Annotated in this window: 15 protein-coding genes and 2 pseudogenes; 2 read left to right on the top strand and 15 right to left on the bottom strand. The window is 54.3% G+C overall.

Translation table 11 applies throughout. From position 1 onward, the window contains the following. The first annotated feature begins 67 nt into the window (after nt 1-67). Complete coding sequence (gene tnpC, locus RAE19_RS15450) at nt 68-1,669, top strand: IS66 family transposase (protein ID WP_313872998.1); 1,602 nt, start codon at nt 68-70, stop codon at nt 1,667-1,669. 463 nt (nt 1,670-2,132) lie between these two features. On the opposite strand, the pseudogene tnpC (RAE19_RS15445) reads toward tnpC (RAE19_RS15450), so the two are convergent. The 6 genes and pseudogenes from tnpC (RAE19_RS15445) to RAE19_RS15420 all read right to left on the bottom strand — a co-directional run. Beyond that, nucleotides 2,133-2,867: pseudogene (gene tnpC, locus RAE19_RS15445) on the bottom strand (IS66 family transposase); the annotation flags it as partial. A gap of 108 nt (nt 2,868-2,975) precedes the next feature. After that, nucleotides 2,976-3,803: an IS21-like element helper ATPase IstB gene (istB, locus tag RAE19_RS15440; RefSeq protein ID WP_313873548.1), complete on the bottom strand. Its 828-nt coding sequence runs from the start codon at nt 3,801-3,803 to the stop codon at nt 2,976-2,978. Further along, nucleotides 3,800-4,873 (bottom strand): IS21 family transposase, encoded by a 1,074-nt coding sequence (gene istA / locus RAE19_RS15435; RefSeq protein ID WP_430962508.1) that lies wholly within the window; start codon nt 4,871-4,873, stop codon nt 3,800-3,802. The genes istB and istA overlap by 4 nt, the downstream gene beginning before the upstream one ends. Nucleotides 4,874-4,970: 97 nt before the next feature. Next, nucleotides 4,971-5,834 (bottom strand): annotated as a pseudogene (locus RAE19_RS15430) (IS66 family transposase); the annotation flags it as partial. A gap of 75 nt (nt 5,835-5,909) precedes the next feature. Continuing rightward, entirely contained in the window at nt 5,910-6,257 is a 348-nt protein-coding gene (gene tnpB, locus RAE19_RS15425) for an IS66 family insertion sequence element accessory protein TnpB (RefSeq protein ID WP_313873004.1), read from the bottom strand. Beyond that, on the bottom strand, nt 6,257-6,379 hold the full coding sequence (locus tag RAE19_RS15420) for a hypothetical protein (RefSeq protein ID WP_313875720.1): 123 nt from the start codon (nt 6,377-6,379) through the stop codon (nt 6,257-6,259). The genes tnpB and RAE19_RS15420 overlap by 1 nt, the downstream gene beginning before the upstream one ends. 69 nt (nt 6,380-6,448) lie before the next feature. Here RAE19_RS15420 and RAE19_RS15415 point away from each other — a divergent pair. After that, nucleotides 6,449-7,536 (top strand): IS3 family transposase gene (locus tag RAE19_RS15415; protein WP_313873731.1). Its coding sequence is split into 2 segments (ribosomal slippage): nt 6,449-6,710 and nt 6,710-7,536, totalling 1,089 coding nucleotides; the frame shifts between segments, so codons are not numbered across the junction. Here RAE19_RS15415 and RAE19_RS15410 read toward each other — a convergent pair. From RAE19_RS15410 to RAE19_RS15370, 9 genes are all read right to left on the bottom strand, one after another. Beyond that, a complete protein-coding gene (locus RAE19_RS15410) occupies nt 7,502-7,789 on the bottom strand; it encodes a hypothetical protein (protein WP_313875719.1) in 288 nt (95 codons plus the stop codon). The two genes, RAE19_RS15415 and RAE19_RS15410, sit on opposite strands and share 35 nt — an antisense overlap. A 139-nt stretch (nt 7,790-7,928) precedes the next feature. Next, nucleotides 7,929-8,465 (bottom strand): WbuC family cupin fold metalloprotein, encoded by a 537-nt coding sequence (locus RAE19_RS15405; protein ID WP_313875718.1) that lies wholly within the window; start codon nt 8,463-8,465, stop codon nt 7,929-7,931. Further along, nucleotides 8,465-9,670, bottom strand: a complete 1,206-nt coding sequence (locus tag RAE19_RS15400; protein WP_313875717.1) for a glycosyltransferase family 4 protein — start codon at nt 9,668-9,670, stop codon at nt 8,465-8,467. Before RAE19_RS15400 ends, RAE19_RS15405 begins: the two co-directional genes overlap by 1 nt. A gap of 10 nt (nt 9,671-9,680) precedes the next feature. Continuing rightward, nucleotides 9,681-10,817 carry a non-hydrolyzing UDP-N-acetylglucosamine 2-epimerase gene (gene wecB, locus RAE19_RS15395; protein ID WP_313875716.1) on the bottom strand — a complete coding sequence of 379 codons (1,137 nt, stop codon included), beginning with the start codon at nt 10,815-10,817 and terminating at the stop codon, nt 9,681-9,683. A gap of 2 nt (nt 10,818-10,819) precedes the next feature. Beyond that, nucleotides 10,820-11,953 carry a UDP-2-acetamido-2,6-beta-L-arabino-hexul-4-ose reductase gene (wbjC, locus tag RAE19_RS15390; RefSeq protein ID WP_313875715.1) on the bottom strand — a complete coding sequence of 378 codons (1,134 nt, stop codon included), beginning with the start codon at nt 11,951-11,953 and terminating at the stop codon, nt 10,820-10,822. 5 nt (nt 11,954-11,958) lie between these two features. Beyond that, nucleotides 11,959-12,987 (bottom strand): polysaccharide biosynthesis protein, encoded by a 1,029-nt coding sequence (locus RAE19_RS15385; protein ID WP_313875714.1) that lies wholly within the window; start codon nt 12,985-12,987, stop codon nt 11,959-11,961. Between the two features lie 19 nt (nt 12,988-13,006). After that, nucleotides 13,007-13,792, bottom strand: a complete 786-nt coding sequence (locus RAE19_RS15380) for an AglZ/HisF2 family acetamidino modification protein (RefSeq protein WP_313875713.1) — start codon at nt 13,790-13,792, stop codon at nt 13,007-13,009. 3 nt (nt 13,793-13,795) lie between these two features. Next, nucleotides 13,796-14,413, bottom strand: a complete 618-nt coding sequence (hisH, locus tag RAE19_RS15375; RefSeq protein ID WP_313875712.1) for an imidazole glycerol phosphate synthase subunit HisH — start codon at nt 14,411-14,413, stop codon at nt 13,796-13,798. Then, nucleotides 14,410-15,552 carry an N-acetyl sugar amidotransferase gene (locus tag RAE19_RS15370; protein WP_313875711.1) on the bottom strand — a complete coding sequence of 381 codons (1,143 nt, stop codon included), beginning with the start codon at nt 15,550-15,552 and terminating at the stop codon, nt 14,410-14,412. The genes hisH and RAE19_RS15370 overlap by 4 nt, the downstream gene beginning before the upstream one ends. Nucleotides 15,553-15,583: the final 31 nt, after the last annotated feature.

Here is a 15,583-nt window from a genome sequence, read left to right as displayed (position 1 = left end):
ATGTGCCCATTTTCAATCCGGAGAAGCACTCTTTTGCTTTGTCCCTAAAGGCCGCAAGATAAGGCCCATGTCGATGCCCAATACCAGCACTCCCACATTTACCGTCGAAACGGTCATGGGGCTGTCGCCGCAGAGCATCGCGCAGACACTGCAAGCACAGGCCGCCAGCATCAGCGCGCTGGAGCAGCAGCTCGAATGGTTCAAACGCCAACTCTTTGGCAAGAAGAGCGAGCGCTTTGCACCCTTGCCCGATGCGCAGCAAATGCACCTGGGGCAACTCCTGGGCGACCTCCCTGCCACTGATGCGCCCGAAGCCGACTCCGACTCCAACACCATCCCTGCACACCAGCGACGCAAACCCCGCAGCAACTTTGCCGACGAGGGCACGCCCGCATCGTTCTTTGACGAAACCAAGGTGCCCGTGCACACCATCGAGCTGGCCAACCCCGAGACCAAAGACCTCTCGCCCGATCAGTACGAGGTTGTCAGCCAGAAGGTCAGCCACCGCTTGGCACAGCGCCCCGGTGCCTATGTGGTGCTGAAGTATGTGCGCTCTGTCATCAAGCGCCACGACACGCAAACCCTGCACTGTGCGGGCGCGCCAACAGGCATCATTGAGGGCAGCCGCGCTGACGTGAGCTTGCTCGCAGGCGTTGTTGTTGACAAGTTTGCCTGGCACATTCCGCTGTACCGGCAGCACCAGCGCCTGAGCCAAGCGGGCTTCAAACTCAGCCGGGCGTGGCTGACGCAACTGGCGCAAAAGACCATTTCCCTGCTGGAGCCGATTTACGACACGCAGCTCGAGTCGATCCGCAACAGCCGGGTCAAGGCAATGGACGAGACCCCCATCAAGGCCGGGCGCAGTGGGCCCGGCAAGATGAAGGCGGCCTACTTCTGGCCTGTGTACGGCGAACTCGATGAGGTGTGCTTTGCCTATTTCGAGTCGCGCCGCCACGAGCACGTACAGCAGGCATTGGGGCTGCCAGGGGCCACAGATGCCGTGTTGCTCACTGACGGCTATGAGGCCTATGCACGTTACGCTGCCAAGACCGGCATTACGCATGCCCAATGCTGGGCGCACTGCAGGCGTGGCTTCTTTGAAGCTCTAGGGGCCGAGCCACAGGCCGCTGGCCAGGCGCTGCAGCAAATTGGCGAGATTTACGCCCAGGAAGAAGCCATTCGTGAACGTGACCTCTACGGGGATGCCAAACGAGAGCACCGTCTAAGCCACAGCAAACCGCTGGTGCAGAACTTCTTTGAATGGGTGGATTTGCAGTTCGAGCGGCAAGGCTTCCTGCCCAGCAATCCGTTGACCAAGGCATTGGCCTATGCACGCGAGCGCCGCGCGCAACTGCAGGTGTTTCTGGGCGATGCGGATGTGGCCATGGATACGAACCATCTGGAACGCGCCTTGCGCGCGATACCAATGGGCAGGCGCAATTGGTTATTCTGCTGGACGGAGGTGGGCGCCAAGCGCGCGGGCATCATGCAGAGCCTGATCGTGACATGCCGTTTACATGACATTGACCCCTACACCTACCTGGTTGATGTCTTGCAACGCGTAGGCCACCACCCCGCCTCCAGAGTTTCAGAACTGACGCCTCGTCAATGGAAGCAGCACTTCGCCGAGAATCCATTGCGTTCACCATTACACGGTTTGGTAACGTAGGCAATAACGCCGGACAGTGACCGGTTACGCAGCGATTGAACCATTGCAACGCAAAGCAACCAAGCCAACTTACGCCTCACGCGAACGGCGGTTGGAATCGAAGTCGATACACAGCAGGTTAAAGCAGTCGCGAGGGAATCGACTGGAATAACAAGAGTAAGGGAGAGACTTCAGCTGCTAGTAAAGAGCACAGGCCGATCTGACCTACTCCCGCCTGGCCTAGAAGGGCCGCGGAGTATCTCGCATCTGCTGCTTGTGGATAGACACCGAGGGAGTCCGATTTTGTCGACTGGGTGCTCCGTGAAACACCGGTGTTGAAAGAGCGAGCCGTGATGATGACGCTGACCGAGGGCATAACTTACAAACGAGATGCTGATAAGCGCGGTCCCTGTGCAAAGGGATCATTGAATTTCATTGACCGCAGCACGAACCAACGTAACCGGTCACTGTCCGGCGTTATTGCCTACGTTACCAAACCGTGTAATGGTGAACGCAATGGATTCTCGGCGAAGTGCTGCTTCCATTGACGAGGCGTCAGTTCTGAAACTCTGGAGGCGGGGTGGTGGCCTACGCGTTGCAAGACATCAACCAGGTAGGTGTAGGGGTCAATGTCATGTAAACGGCATGTCACGATCAGGCTCTGCATGATGCCCGCGCGCTTGGCGCCCACCTCCGTCCAGCAGAATAACCAATTGCGCCTGCCCATTGGTATCGCGCGCAAGGCGCGTTCCAGATGGTTCGTATCCATGGCCACATCCGCATCGCCCAGAAACACCTGCAGTTGCGCGCGGCGCTCGCGTGCATAGGCCAATGCCTTGGTCAACGGATTGCTGGGCAGGAAGCCTTGCCGCTCGAACTGCAAATCCACCCATTCAAAGAAGTTCTGCACCAGCGGTTTGCTGTGGCTTAGACGGTGCTCTCGTTTGGCATCCCCGTAGAGGTCACGTTCACGAATGGCTTCTTCCTGGGCGTAAATCTCGCCAATTTGCTGCAGCGCCTGGCCAGCGGCCTGTGGCTCGGCCCCTAGAGCTTCAAAGAAGCCACGCCTGCAGTGCGCCCAGCATTGGGCATGCGTAATGCCGGTCTTGGCAGCGTAACGTGCATAGGCCTCATAGCCGTCAGTGAGCAACACGGCATCTGTGGCCCCTGGCAGCCCCAATGCCTGCTGTACGTGCTCGTGGCGGCGCGACTCGAAATAGGTGTCAAACGCAGTCTCGATTTGATACAACTGTGGAACGCAAACGCGGCGTGGATTTGATACACCGTTATGTGGGGTGATTGGTTGTTTTGTCTTTGCTTGGCGCCTCTAGGCTGCTTGCTCCTCCTGTGTATCAAGGTGACTGCGTTTTCGTTTGAGTAGGGCATTGCTGCTGGCGGCAATCACACCGGCACGCCGCTTATCTTTCAGGCGATAGGAGTCTCCTGAGATCGGGACCACATGGGCGTGGTGGAGCAGTCGGTCAAGTAGCGCCGCTGTCAGCGTTGCATCGTCTGCAAATGTCTGGTCCCATTGCCCAAACGGCAGATTGGAGGTCAGGATGAGACTTCCCACTTCATAGCGTTTGGCAATGACTTGGAACAGAAGATTCGCCTGTTCCCGATTCATGGGTAGGTACCCGACTTCGTCAATGATCAACAGCCGGTAGGGACGCACGATGCGTTTGATAGCCTCTTCCAGGGTGTTCTGCCGTAGTGCCGTGCTCAGTGTCATCAGCAGATCTGCCGCCGTGATGAAACGCGTCTTGATTCCAGCCTGGGTTGCCCTGTAGCCCAAGGCGATGGCCAAGTGGGTTTTGCCCACCCCACTGGCGCCCAGCAAGACCACGTTCTCGCTGCGCTCCACGAAGGCCAGACTGCCAAGCTCCTGCACCAGAGTTTTGGGCACACCGCTGGCAAACTGGAAGTCAAACTCATCGAGCGTCTTGATGGCGGGGAAGCCCGCTATGCGCGTGAGCATGGCGCGCGTTCTCTCCACCCTGGCCAGAGCCTCGCCACGCAAGGCTTGCTCCAGGAACTCCAGGTACCCCAGCTCTTTCTTGGCCGCCATTTGCCCCAAGTGGGCAAGCTGATCGGGTAAGTTGAGCAGGCGCAGCTGATCACACAGTTCACGCAGTCTTTCCATTTGCAGGCTCATGGTCGTCCTCCTGCTGAGGCTTGGTTGTGCACCAGCGTGTCATACATCGCCAGAGGATGCTGCAGGCCTCGCCATGCCGCGGCTGGAATTGGCCGGACTGCTGCGCCGCTACCGGTGACTTTTTGTAATTGACGCACTGTTCGCCCACTGTAGGCGCTGGGGATGGCCAGCAGATGTGCGCGCTCAGTTTGCAAAGCCAGTGCCGGCACACACCCAGTGGTTCCGTGGATCCGCACATTGGCAACGTCACGCAGCCAGGTGCGCATTTCCCGATTGGCTGTGTCCGCGTCCACCACCAAGCCTTGCTGCTTCATACTCGCCACCAATGGCACCCAGAAGCTGCGCCGGATGTAGCCATTCATGCGTTCGACTTTGCCCTTGGTCTTGGCCCGATAGGGCTTGCACACCCGCGGCACAAAGCCATGGTGGTGCGCAAAGTCAGCAAAGGCACCCTGGAACTGGTGCAGGTTCTTGCCGTAGGCGTCACGCTTGAGGATGACGGTCTTCATGTTGTCGTACAGCACTTCACGGGTGACTCCACCAAAGCTCTCGAACGCCCTGACATGGCACGCCAGTAGTGTCTCCAGCTTCATGTCTGTGACGAACTCCGCGAAGGTCGCCCGGCTGTGGCCCAGCGTTGCCACAAACGCCGCCAACATGCCGTCTTTATGCCCAGCCTTGCGGAACTCGATCCAGTCCATCTGCATTTGCTCACCGGGCTGGGTCTCGAACCGCACAACCGGATCCGGGCGCGCCTGTGGACGCAACTCCTTGAGGTACTCCTGCAGGATGCGCACGGAGCCCGTATACCCCTGTGCGGCAATCTCACGCTGCAGCACCGTTGCTGGAATCCAATCAGGCTTGGCCGCCTGAATACGTCCAGCCAGGTAGTCCTTGAATGGATCGAGCTTGCTCTTACATGCCGGCAGTTTCTTCATGGCCGGCGGACCACCCTCCAAATACTTACGCACCGTGTTGACTGCCATACCAGTTTGCACCGATATCTCGCGCAAGCTCAGCCTGTGTTTCCTTAATACCTTGAGTTCCATGTACTCCTCGTTCGTAATCATTGCCAGTCCCATCCATGGTTCGGATGGCTTGGCACGTTAGTCGAGGTGTATCAATTCCTCACCGCGTTCTCGTGTCATTTTCATACTGCGCGTGACAATAGGCAAAGCACACCTCATCGAGTTCGCCGTACACAGGCCAGAAGTAGGCCGCCTTCATCTTGCCGGGCCCACTGCGCCCGGCCTTGATGGGGGTCTCGTCCATTGCCTTGACCCGGCTGTTGCGGATCGACTCGAGCTGCGTGTCGTAAATCGGCTCCAGCAGGGAAATGGTCTTTTGCGCCAGTTGCGTCAGCCACGCCCGGCTGAGTTTGAAGCCCGCTTGGCTCAGGCGCTGGTGCTGCCGGTACAGCGGAATGTGCCAGGCAAACTTGTCAACAACAACGCCTGCGAGCAAGCTCACGTCAGCGCGGCTGCCCTCAATGATGCCTGTTGGCGCGCCCGCACAGTGCAGGGTTTGCGTGTCGTGGCGCTTGATGACAGAGCGCACATACTTCAGCACCACATAGGCACCGGGGCGCTGTGCCAAGCGGTGGCTGACCTTCTGGCTGACAACCTCGTACTGATCGGGCGAGAGGTCTTTGGTCTCGGGGTTGGCCAGCTCGATGGTGTGCACGGGCACCTTGGTTTCGTCAAAGAACGATGCGGGCGTGCCCTCGTCGGCAAAGTTGCTGCGGGGTTTGCGTCGCTGGTGTGCAGGGATGGTGTTGGAGTCGGAGTCGGCTTCGGGCGCATCAGTGGCAGGGAGGTCGCCCAGGAGTTGCCCCAGGTGCATTTGCTGCGCATCGGGCAAGGGTGCAAAGCGCTCGCTCTTCTTGCCAAAGAGTTGGCGTTTGAACCATTCGAGCTGCTGCTCCAGCGCGCTGATGCTGGCGGCCTGTGCTTGCAGTGTCTGCGCGATGCTCTGCGGCGACAGCCCCATGACCGTTTCGACGGTAAATGTGGGAGTGCTGGTATTGGGCATCGACATGGGCCTTATCTTGCGGCCTTTAGGGACAAAGCAAAAGAGTGCTTCTCCGGATTGAAAATGGGCACATCGTCACCTCCGCGCAGGGTGTTGGTAGCGTTTGTGGCGTCGGCGCACTTCGATGCCTTCGAGCATCAGTTTGAGCGCCGTGCAGTCGATCTCGCCACTGCCGCCTTGAACGCCTTTACGGGAGAACTTGCCGCTCTCCAAACGCTTGCACCACAGGCACCAGCCGCTGCGGTCAAAGTACAGCACCTTCATCTGTGTTTGCCGCCGGTTGATGAAAACAAACATGTGTCCGGCCAGCACATCCACTTCAAACCCCTGGCGTGCCAGAGCGTACAAGCCGTCGTAGGACTGGCGCATATCGGCAGCTTGGCCATACAGGAACACGCGAATGCGGCCCTCGGGAAAGAACATTACCGGCGTACCAGATGCAAACTCATGCCCGAGCCGAGTTCGATGCGTAACTCCATGGCTCCATTGCCGCTGCCGTGCACTCCAGCAAGGTCGCCCAGATCAACGAACGCCGCCTTCGGCACGGTGGTGGGGTAATCCCCCCGATAAACCAAAGGACCGAGAAGTAGAATTTTCTAAGAAGGAAGTTCTACGTGAAGAAGTCGAGATTTACGGATAGCCAGATCATGGCTGCATTGAAGCGTGTTGAAGCCGGTTTGCCGGTTCCTGATATCTGTCGTGAGTTGGGGATCAGCACCGCCACGTTCTACAAGTGGCGTGCCAAGTTTGGTGGCATGGACACATCCATGATGGCCCGCATGAAGGAACTCGAAGACGAGAACCGGCGGCTTAAGAAGATGTATCTGGAAGAGAAACTCAAGGCCGAGATCGCCAACGAGTACCTCGCAAAAAAGTAAGCCGGCCGTCTCGCCGGCGCGAGATGGCCAAAGAAGTCGTGCAGCAGCGTGGGCTTGCCATACGGGTCGCCTGTTCCGTGTTCTCAATCAGCGAATCCTGCTACCGCTACGAGTCCAAGCAAAACGCTGAGAATGAACTCATCGCTGATTGGTTGATGCGGCTGACGGACAACCACCGCAACTGGGGCTTTGGCCTGTGCTACCTGTATCTGCGCAATGTGAAGAGTTTCGGGTGGAACCATAAACGCGTGTACCGCATCTATCGTGAGCTGGAGTTGAACCTACGTATCAAGCCTAGGAAGCGCTTGGTGCGTGAGAAGCCCGAGCCTTTGGCTGTGCCAGAGGCCATCAATCAGGTCTGGTCGATGGACTTCATGCACGACAAGCTGGAGGACGGCCGTAACCTGCGCTTGTTCAATGTCATCGACGACTTCAACCGTGAGGCGCTGGGCATTGAGGTGGACTTCTCGCTGCCGTCGGAGCGGGTGATCCGAGCATTGAAGCAGATCATTTCCTGGCGTGGCAAGCCGCAAGTGATTCGATGTGACAACGGGCCCGAGAACATCAGTGGCACCATCCAGAACTGGGCCGAGGAATGGGGCATCCGGTTTGAATATATCCAGCCGGGCAAGCCACAGCAGAATGCCTATGTCGAACGGTTTAACAGGACTGTTCGATACGAATGGCTATCCCAGTATTACTGGTCCAGTATTGAAGAAGTTCAGGACTTCGCCACGCAGTGGATGTGGTCCTACAATCACGACCGCCCGAATATGGCCCTGGGCGGTTTCACCCCAATGCAGCACTTGGCCATGGCTGCATAACCGTTCTACTTTTAGGTCCGGTGGAAATTGGGGGGATTACCGTGGGGGCTACCTTGTTCGTTCGCAGCGGGGACGCGATTCCCCTCTGTTTATTCCTAAGCGTGCGTCGGCGAGCAAGGCTGCTGCGACTGATGCCTTCGCGGCTGCAAAATTCATCTATCGTCAATCCAGCGCGGTCAAAACGATCCAGTACCTCAGCCCAAGTCTGTTCACTCAACACTGCACGCCTGAGCACGCTCTGCGTCTCTTCCATATCCGACCCCGTCCTGTTTGTTGATCAGGGCGCATTCTTTGGTACCTGCAATCAGTTCGCAAGAACGCCGGACAGTGACCGGTTACGAACCAACTGTCCAAGAAGATGGTGCTGACAGTCAAGAACGGCTGGGGAAAAGTTAACTGTCCTTGGAGTCGAAAGGGCTTCCAACGTCAGACATCTGCAGATTGGGATTTATCTTAACCAAACCAACCAACAGGTTCAGATAGATCAATGCGTCTGTTGAACCTTCATCAGGCGCCCATGGCGCCAGATCCTTAGGCTGGCTAGGGTCAAATGGACCCGCCTTGACCTCAAGTAAAACGCAGCCAGGCTCTAAGGCAATCACGGTATGCCACGTGTTGGCTTGTACTTCAGCACCAGCGGCCAAATCCTCACTTTTGGTACCTGAACCAAAGCGGACAGCGCCAGCGACCTTGCCGTGCTCATCGAACGTCACCAAAGCCATCGACCCACGAACAGCAATAAGCAGTTCCTGTCTCGGATAAGTCGCATGCCTATGAGGACGGATGTAGCTGCCCATCTCAATGGCGTTGAATAATCGCTGACAGGGATCTGTGTAGCTGTCATGGATGTTGCGATGCTGCCGCTTGCGTGGGTTTCCTTGTGCTTGTGCAGTCAGCTTGTTCAAATAATCGACGCCAAAGACTTTCATTACCGTGCCTCGACATTTACCGAAAGCGCTTCCACGATTTGCTTGACAGTATTTTCAACTGCGAATTCGCGTTCAAACAAAGATGTGCAGCGGGTCGACAATCCTGAATCCGTCTTAACTTGATCCAGCAATTTTTCTGCTAGGGATAACAACTCACCCACCTGATTGGCCTCGCACACCTGACCAACGCGTTCATCTCTGATCAACTGAGCCAAGTCATTGCCAGCGTTGATGTTGGCCAATACAGGCAGGCCGCTTTGCATATAAGTCAGGAACTTACCAGGTATGTTGTGCGATTTATGCCGTGGGTCAAGGGCCACAATCCCCACGTCGCACTGGGCATAAAGACTAGGAATTTCGTCAGGATTTATTTCGTCAAAGAAGACTACGTTGTCCAGCTGCCTTAACTGAGCTGTCGCCATGAGTCTTGCCGAATCGCTGCCACGCCCCACAAACAAGAAACCGACGTCTGGTCGACTGCGCATCTTTTCGGCCAAATCTAGCAAGATGTCCATGCCCTGGGCAACACCCATATTGCCGGCGTAGACGAATACCTTACGGCCTGCCAAAGCGGTTTCATCCACTCGAATCGAACATTGGGACTGCGCAGGTTTGTCTAGCCAGTTTTGCAGAACTTCCAACTGCCGGTCCGGCCGCTCCAGCCAAGAGGCGAAATAGCGTCGGTTGCCAGGCGTTTGCACGCCGACCACGTCGGCGACAGAGTACTGGTAGCGCGCCACTGCATCAAAAAAGCGATAGGGCATGCCCCGCCCCATCAACCCCATGTCGACCGCCCATTCAGGGAAAATGTCGCGGATGATCAAGTAGCCCTTACAACGACTCGATTTCTTGAGCGCATTAACTAGGGGACCATGAAAGATCGATGGGGCGTACCACACAACGCCATCCCATTGTTCCTTAGCAAGCGGGCTCTTGCGCAGGTTTCGCAGCATGGCGAACGGCATAGCAAACTCTGCCAAGGTGCGCCGTGCGTAGGCAATGTCTTTGGTTCGCGGGGCTTTCAGGCGCAGTACTTGGGCACCATCGAATTCCTCAAGCTTCCAAGGCTCTCGCTGATCAGGAGAAGGGAGCAGCACACACAAAGAATGGCCCTGTCGTGCAAATTCACGGGACAGGTCCCGCAACTGAACCGCACCGGAAGTTCTTAGTGGCGGAAATGTGTCCGCAATCAGAGCAATACGCATCAACCCGCACTCAATAGTTCTTCCACACCACGCGGTTCACGTAGTCGGTGTAGCTATGAATGATGCGCACCACCTTGTCACTAACGTTGGGCATGCTGTAGTCAGTCACCAAGCGGAGGCTTCGGTTTGCGCCTCTCTGCTGTGTGTCCAGAATGGCCAGTCCTTGGCGTACGCGCTCCACCTCCAAGCCAACCATCATCACGCTAGCTTCTTCCATACCTTCGGGACGTTCGTGCGCCTCGCGCAGGTTAAGCGCTGGGAAGTTAAGGATAGATGACTCCTCATTAATTGTCCCACTGTCTGACAACACGGCCTTGGCTTGCATTTGGAGATTAACATAATCATGGAAACCCAATGGCTTCATCAGCCGCACAAGCGGATGGAACTTTGCCCCAGTTGCATCCACCCGCTTTTGAGTGCGAGGATGCGTAGACACAACCACAGGCAGTCCATGATCCTCTGCAACAGAATTGAGCACGCCCACCAGTTTGTTGAACGACCTCTCTGACTCGATGTTCTCTTCTCGGTGAGCGCTAACGACGAAGTACTGTCCAGCTCGCAGTTCTAATCGGGTCAGCGCATTTGAGGCTTTGATTTGTGGCAAATAATGGTTTAGCACCTCAAACATGGGGCTTCCGGTCTTGACAACTTGATCAGGTGGAAGGCCTTCACGGAGCAGGTAGTCACGGGCGATAGTGCTGTAGGTGAGGTTGATGTCGGCAGTGTGGTCGACAATTCGTCGGTTCGTCTCCTCAGGGACGCGTTGATCAAAACAACGGTTACCAGCCTCCATGTGGAAAATTGGCACCTTACGACGCTTCGCGGGGATCACTGACAAGCAACTGTTTGTGTCTCCGAGGACCAACATTGCCTCAGGCTTTTCTTTCGCCAAAACCCCATCAACCGCCGTGATGAGGTTGCCTATTGTGTGAGCAGCGCTGGTACTTCCCTCCGCGCTGTTCAAGAAATAGTCAGGCTTACGAACACCCAAATCATCAAAAAAAACTTGGTTCAACTCGTAATCATAGTTCTGACCCGTGTGTACCAATACATGTTCACAATGAATATCTAGGGCCGCGAACACGCGCGACAAACGGATGATTTCCGGGCGGGTACCCACGACCGACATCACTTTTAGTTTCTTCATGTTCAAACTCTATGGGTTATGGTGTCCGGCTTTTCACGGTCAAAATTTTCATTGGCCCAAAGCATTACAACCAGCTCGTCGTTGCCAACATTGGTGATGTCGTGCGTCCAGCCGGGTATCGTATCTACCACTTGAGCGGTGCCGCTATTGGTTCGGAGTTCAATCAGCTCGTTGGTTATCAAATGGCGGAACCGAAAGAGCGCATCACCCTTAATGACAAGGAATTTTTCAGTTTTGGTGTGGTGGTAATGCCCACCACGGGTAATCCCCGGGTGCGCTGTGAAATAGCTGAACTGACCACAGTCGGGAGTTTTGAGCATTTCCACAAACACACCACGCGCGTCCGCGTGCTGTGTTACCTCATATGAAAATTTTTCGGTAGGCAAGTAACTTACGTATGTGGCGTACAACGCACGCACCAAGCCACTGCCTACTCGTTCCGTGAGGAGCGTTGTGCGGCAATCACCAAAGGACCGGATTTTTGTCGCCAGTTCACCCAATGTGGTGCTGTACTCCGGCTCAACCTGAGCCTGAACGCATCCTGCTTCCGGGGATTCAAGTGCAACCAAGAGAGCACTGATAACATCGTCCACATACGTCAGTCGCAATGTGGCTGTTGGGTCACTGATCTGGATAGGCAAATCTCGCGCGATGTTGTGGCAAAAAGTGCCGACCACCGAGTTGTAGTTGGGCTTACACCATTTACCGAAAACCCCTGGGAGACGGAAAATCACGCAAGGATTGCCCGTTTCCTGTGACAACCTATGGACTTCTGACTCAGCGGCAAGCTTGCTGCGCCCGTAAGGATTATCCCGCTCCGCTTGGGTAGAAGATGCCAAAACCAAAGGTACATTTCGCCCAGTTGATTGAAATACCTTCTTAATGGATTTGCAAAGCTCAGCAGTAAGGCCGGTGTTGACCTGTGCAAATGCTGCCTCATCCGCAGGCCGGTTCTCACCGGCCAAGTGCACTACAGCATCAACTCGCGATACCAGCTCCGGCAAGACGGCAACATCATCGCCGCGCGTGAAAGTGACCACACTCACATTGGTAAGTTCACTCAAACGGACAATCAGATTCTTGCCAATGAAGCCATTGGCACCGGTCACCAAAACACGGGAATTCGCGATACTCATACTACTCATTCTTCAGCCTCTACCACCTCTCCGCGCACAGTTGCCTGCATGAAGCGCAGTTTCATCAACAAAGCCTGCATGCCGGGGACGTCCAGCCGAGTTGTGTTGTGCGAGTTGTAATCTGTAGCTTCAGAGATCCTCACTTCCCCTTGTTCCACAAATTTGCCGTAGTTGAGATCGCGCAGATCTGGAGGCACGCAGTAATAACCGCTTAAATCTTCAGCAGCAACCATTTCCTCGCGACTCAACAAGGCTTCGTATAGCTTTTCACCGTGACGCGTGCCGATGACGCGTACCTCGTGCTTAGGCTTGCCCAGCAACTCGGTCAAAGCGTAAGCCAGCGTTTCAATGGTTGCGGCCGGCGCTTTTTGCACAAAAATTTCGCCTGGCTTCCCGTGCTCAAATGCATACAACACCAAGTCCACAGCATCTTCCAGCGTCATCATGAACCGGGTCATTTCTGGATCAGTGATGGTGATGGGTTGACCGGCGCGGATCTGCTGCGTAAATAGCGGAATCACCGAACCACGTGAGCACATTACGTTGCCGTAACGAGTGACATTTATCACCGTGCTGTTGCTGTTACGGGACTTGGCCACCGCCACCTTTTCCATCATGGCTTTACTGATGCCCATGGCATTAATGGGGTAGACCGCTTTATCTGTGCTGAGCACCACCACTCGCTTGACACCGCAGGTGATGGCAGCTTCGAGCACGTTTTCAGTACCCAGAACGTTGGTCTTTACTGCCTCAAGCGGATGAAATTCACACGATGGAACTTGCTTGAGTGCAGCCGCGTGGTAGATGAAATCAACACCCCGAACCACATTTAATACGGATTGATGATCACGCACATCCCCAATATAAAACTTAAGCTTAGGGTTGTTGTACTTCTTGCGCATGTCGTCTTGCTTTTTCTCATCGCGACTGAAAATACGAATTTCGCGCAAATCTGAATCAAGAAACCGGCGAAGCACTGCGTTACCAAATGAGCCCGTACCACCCGTGATAAGAAGAATCTTGTCATTAAACATAGGAGTTCCTTAAATTGAATTATTGTTTCAATGCGTCGCGGCACAGCTTAATTTTTTGGTCAGGCGTCGGGTAATTGATCAGAACCGCGCGGTATTTTCCTTTGAAAACAAAAAGACTTCCAGCCGAAGCTCCCACTACTCCTAAATTTGAAATGAGTTCACCCATATGCTCTAAAGAGCCAGCACCTCCCAAAAAGGTGACAGGCACTTTAAGCGCCTGTTTGAACTGCATCGCCAGATCAAGGTCATACCCCTGCATGAGCCCGTCTCTATCCACGGAATTGAGCACGATTTCGCCCGCACCGGCATCTTGCAGTTGCTTGGAAAACGCAACTGGGTCGAGCTTGTGTACTGTTTTGCCATTATGGGTACATAGCTCATACCCCTTGGCAAACAGCCCTGTCCGCTTGCGTACGTCTAAAACCGCGACGACTGACTGTCGCCCGACAGCAGCTGCCATTTCCGTAAGTAAATATGGCTTAGCGATGGCAGCGGCACTTACGGCCACCTTTTCCACACCCATATCCACTATGCGTGCAGCCTGCTCTGCAGTGGTCACTCCACCGCCATAACAAAGAGGCATGCGGCATTCAGCAGCCAACTTGGCAATGAGGGCAAAGTCTGGTGCAACTCTATTTACCGTTGCATCGATGTCCAACACCATCAATTCATCGGCTTCTTTTTCGTTGAAGATCCTGACCGCGTTAATTGGATCACCTACATATTTAGGGTCCTTAAAACCCTGAGTTTTAACCAGACCACCCCGGTGCAACAACAAACAGGGAATAATTCGAGGACGCAACATCTGTCAAAGCTCCACAAAATTTTTCAGAAGTTGCTCACCCCAATGATGGCTTTTCTCCGGGTGACACTGCACGCCGTGAATATGACCACGCGACACTACAGCATCAAAGTCCAACCCATAAGTGGCAGTGGCAGCGACATCGTTCTTGTCTTCCGCATCAAAGAAGTAGGAGTGCAAAAAATAAAACTGTGGCGCCTCTTCAAACCCTTTTGTAAAAAGTTTGCTCTGAGCCCGCGGCTGCAATTCATTCCACCCCATATGCGGCATCGGCAAGGCAGCGCTTTTCGGCTGTGTTGCAAAGGCCCGGACGCGGCCGGGCACCCAATTCAGTCCAGGCAAGTTGCCTTCGTCTGAACCATGTGCCAACATTTGCATACCCACACAAATGCCCACCACAGGCACTTTTGCGCCAATAACCATCTGTTCGAGCTTAGGTCGCATGCCCGAGTCGTTGAGGCGCTGCATTGCATGGTCGAAGTGGCCCACACCAGGCAACACTAAGCGAACTGCGTCAGACAACGCATCTGGTGTATTTGCTCTCCTGGCCTCTATGCCAAGCCGTTTAAACAGATTCAAGAAAGCTTGTATATTGCCTACACCATAATCAACGATGCAGATCATCGGAAAAACCTTTTTTCCAGACCCAGCTTACGCATCAGATTTGCACCCATTCCAATCAGATCACGTTTGTTTTTGTAGTCACGGAATGTTTTCTTCGGCAAAACAAACAAAGCTTGCAATTCATCTACCGTAAGACCTAACTTGTGCGCGACATATTCAAACTCCTGCTTCAGAAAATGTTCGTCCATTTCTGGGCGCGAGATGCGATCCAGGGCTTGGTCGCGCGTTATCTGTCCCGTCATGATCAGGCTGGAGAAGTGAGCCCGGCGCTTTTCAAAACCAAAGCGGCGCGGCAACCAATAATCTTCATAAAAGCGAGTGAACCGAGACTCGTGATGTTTATGCTTGAAGCGCTGCCAGCCAAATCGGCGCTCTAGCTCATCTTCCGCATCTTTCTTGACATAAGGCACCAGGTTAAGTGGATGATGCACTTTCATTCCCAATATCTTTTGGTACCAAATTTTGTAAACCAATATGTCAACTAGTGGGAACTCATCATTGGGTTTGCCATCGCCACATTGCTTCCATATGTCACCAAACAATGTCTTGTCGATACCCAGGTAGCCCCCCCACTCCTCAGGCTCACGGCAGCATTCGGTCGAGAAATTAGAACCTGTGAGAATATGCTTTATATTGTACTTACGCGCAAACCGGTAGAGACCCGAAAAGAAAGCTGCATCTTGTACTAAGTCTTGGTCTGGAATGCCCGCTTTTAGAAAAGCCACTTGCATGCGTTTGACAGCTTCCCAGTTCACAACGTCTGTGTATAAATCCAGTCCCAAGCCATCGACCAGTTTTTCAATGTTCCCTACGGCTTGATCGGTATTCCAACCTGCATCCACATGAAACAAGAGAGGTCGCAAGCCCATTTTTTCTTTAGCTACATATGCCACGTAGGAACTATCCAACCCGCCACTTAGGCCAATGATGCAGTCGAAGTCCTTTCCAGCTCCTGCATCTCGTATCGAACTGACCATTCGAGCCAGACGCCGATCACCTCCAGCATCAATATGCCAGTTCGGTCTGATGGTGGCATTGAAGTTGTTGCAGTAATCACATTGTCCTTTAGCATCGAAATGAATGCTCGGATCCGACGTATCCATGATGCAATGACTACATATTTTATATACTTGATTCATAGCGCCACTTCCATCTGATTTACCAATAAAT

Origin of the sequence: Rhodoferax potami (genome assembly GCF_032193805.1) — a bacterium.
Classification (GTDB): Bacteria; Pseudomonadota; Gammaproteobacteria; order Burkholderiales; family Burkholderiaceae_C; genus Allorhodoferax; species Allorhodoferax potami_A.
Note: the sequence above shows the minus strand (reverse complement) of the source record. Positions and strands in the feature narration are given on the sequence as shown.

What these genes read in the sequence shown, in the direction of transcription:
- RAE19_RS15380 (WP_313875713.1), bottom strand. Translation starts at nt 13,792, where the DNA reads ATGTTGCGTCCTCGAATTATTCCCTGTTTGTTGTTGCACCGGGGTGGT.
- RAE19_RS15405 (WP_313875718.1), bottom strand. Translation starts at nt 8,465, where the DNA reads ATGAAAGTCTTTGGCGTCGATTATTTGAACAAGCTGACTGCACAAGCA.
- RAE19_RS15400 (WP_313875717.1), bottom strand. Translation starts at nt 9,670, where the DNA reads ATGCGTATTGCTCTGATTGCGGACACATTTCCGCCACTAAGAACTTCC.
- wecB (WP_313875716.1), bottom strand. Translation starts at nt 10,817, where the DNA reads ATGAAGAAACTAAAAGTGATGTCGGTCGTGGGTACCCGCCCGGAAATC.
- istB (WP_313873548.1), bottom strand. Translation starts at nt 3,803, where the DNA reads ATGAGCCTGCAAATGGAAAGACTGCGTGAACTGTGTGATCAGCTGCGC.
- RAE19_RS15370 (WP_313875711.1), bottom strand. Translation starts at nt 15,552, where the DNA reads ATGAATCAAGTATATAAAATATGTAGTCATTGCATCATGGATACGTCG.
- tnpC (WP_313872998.1), top strand. Translation starts at nt 68, where the DNA reads ATGTCGATGCCCAATACCAGCACTCCCACATTTACCGTCGAAACGGTC.
- RAE19_RS15410 (WP_313875719.1), bottom strand. Translation starts at nt 7,789, where the DNA reads ATGGAAGAGACGCAGAGCGTGCTCAGGCGTGCAGTGTTGAGTGAACAG.
- istA (WP_430962508.1), bottom strand. Translation starts at nt 4,873, where the DNA reads ATGATTACGAACGAGGAGTACATGGAACTCAAGGTATTAAGGAAACAC.
- hisH (WP_313875712.1), bottom strand. Translation starts at nt 14,413, where the DNA reads ATGATCTGCATCGTTGATTATGGTGTAGGCAATATACAAGCTTTCTTG.
- wbjC (WP_313875715.1), bottom strand. Translation starts at nt 11,953, where the DNA reads ATGAGTATCGCGAATTCCCGTGTTTTGGTGACCGGTGCCAATGGCTTC.
- tnpB (WP_313873004.1), bottom strand. Translation starts at nt 6,257, where the DNA reads ATGTTCTTTCCCGAGGGCCGCATTCGCGTGTTCCTGTATGGCCAAGCT.
- RAE19_RS15385 (WP_313875714.1), bottom strand. Translation starts at nt 12,987, where the DNA reads ATGTTTAATGACAAGATTCTTCTTATCACGGGTGGTACGGGCTCATTT.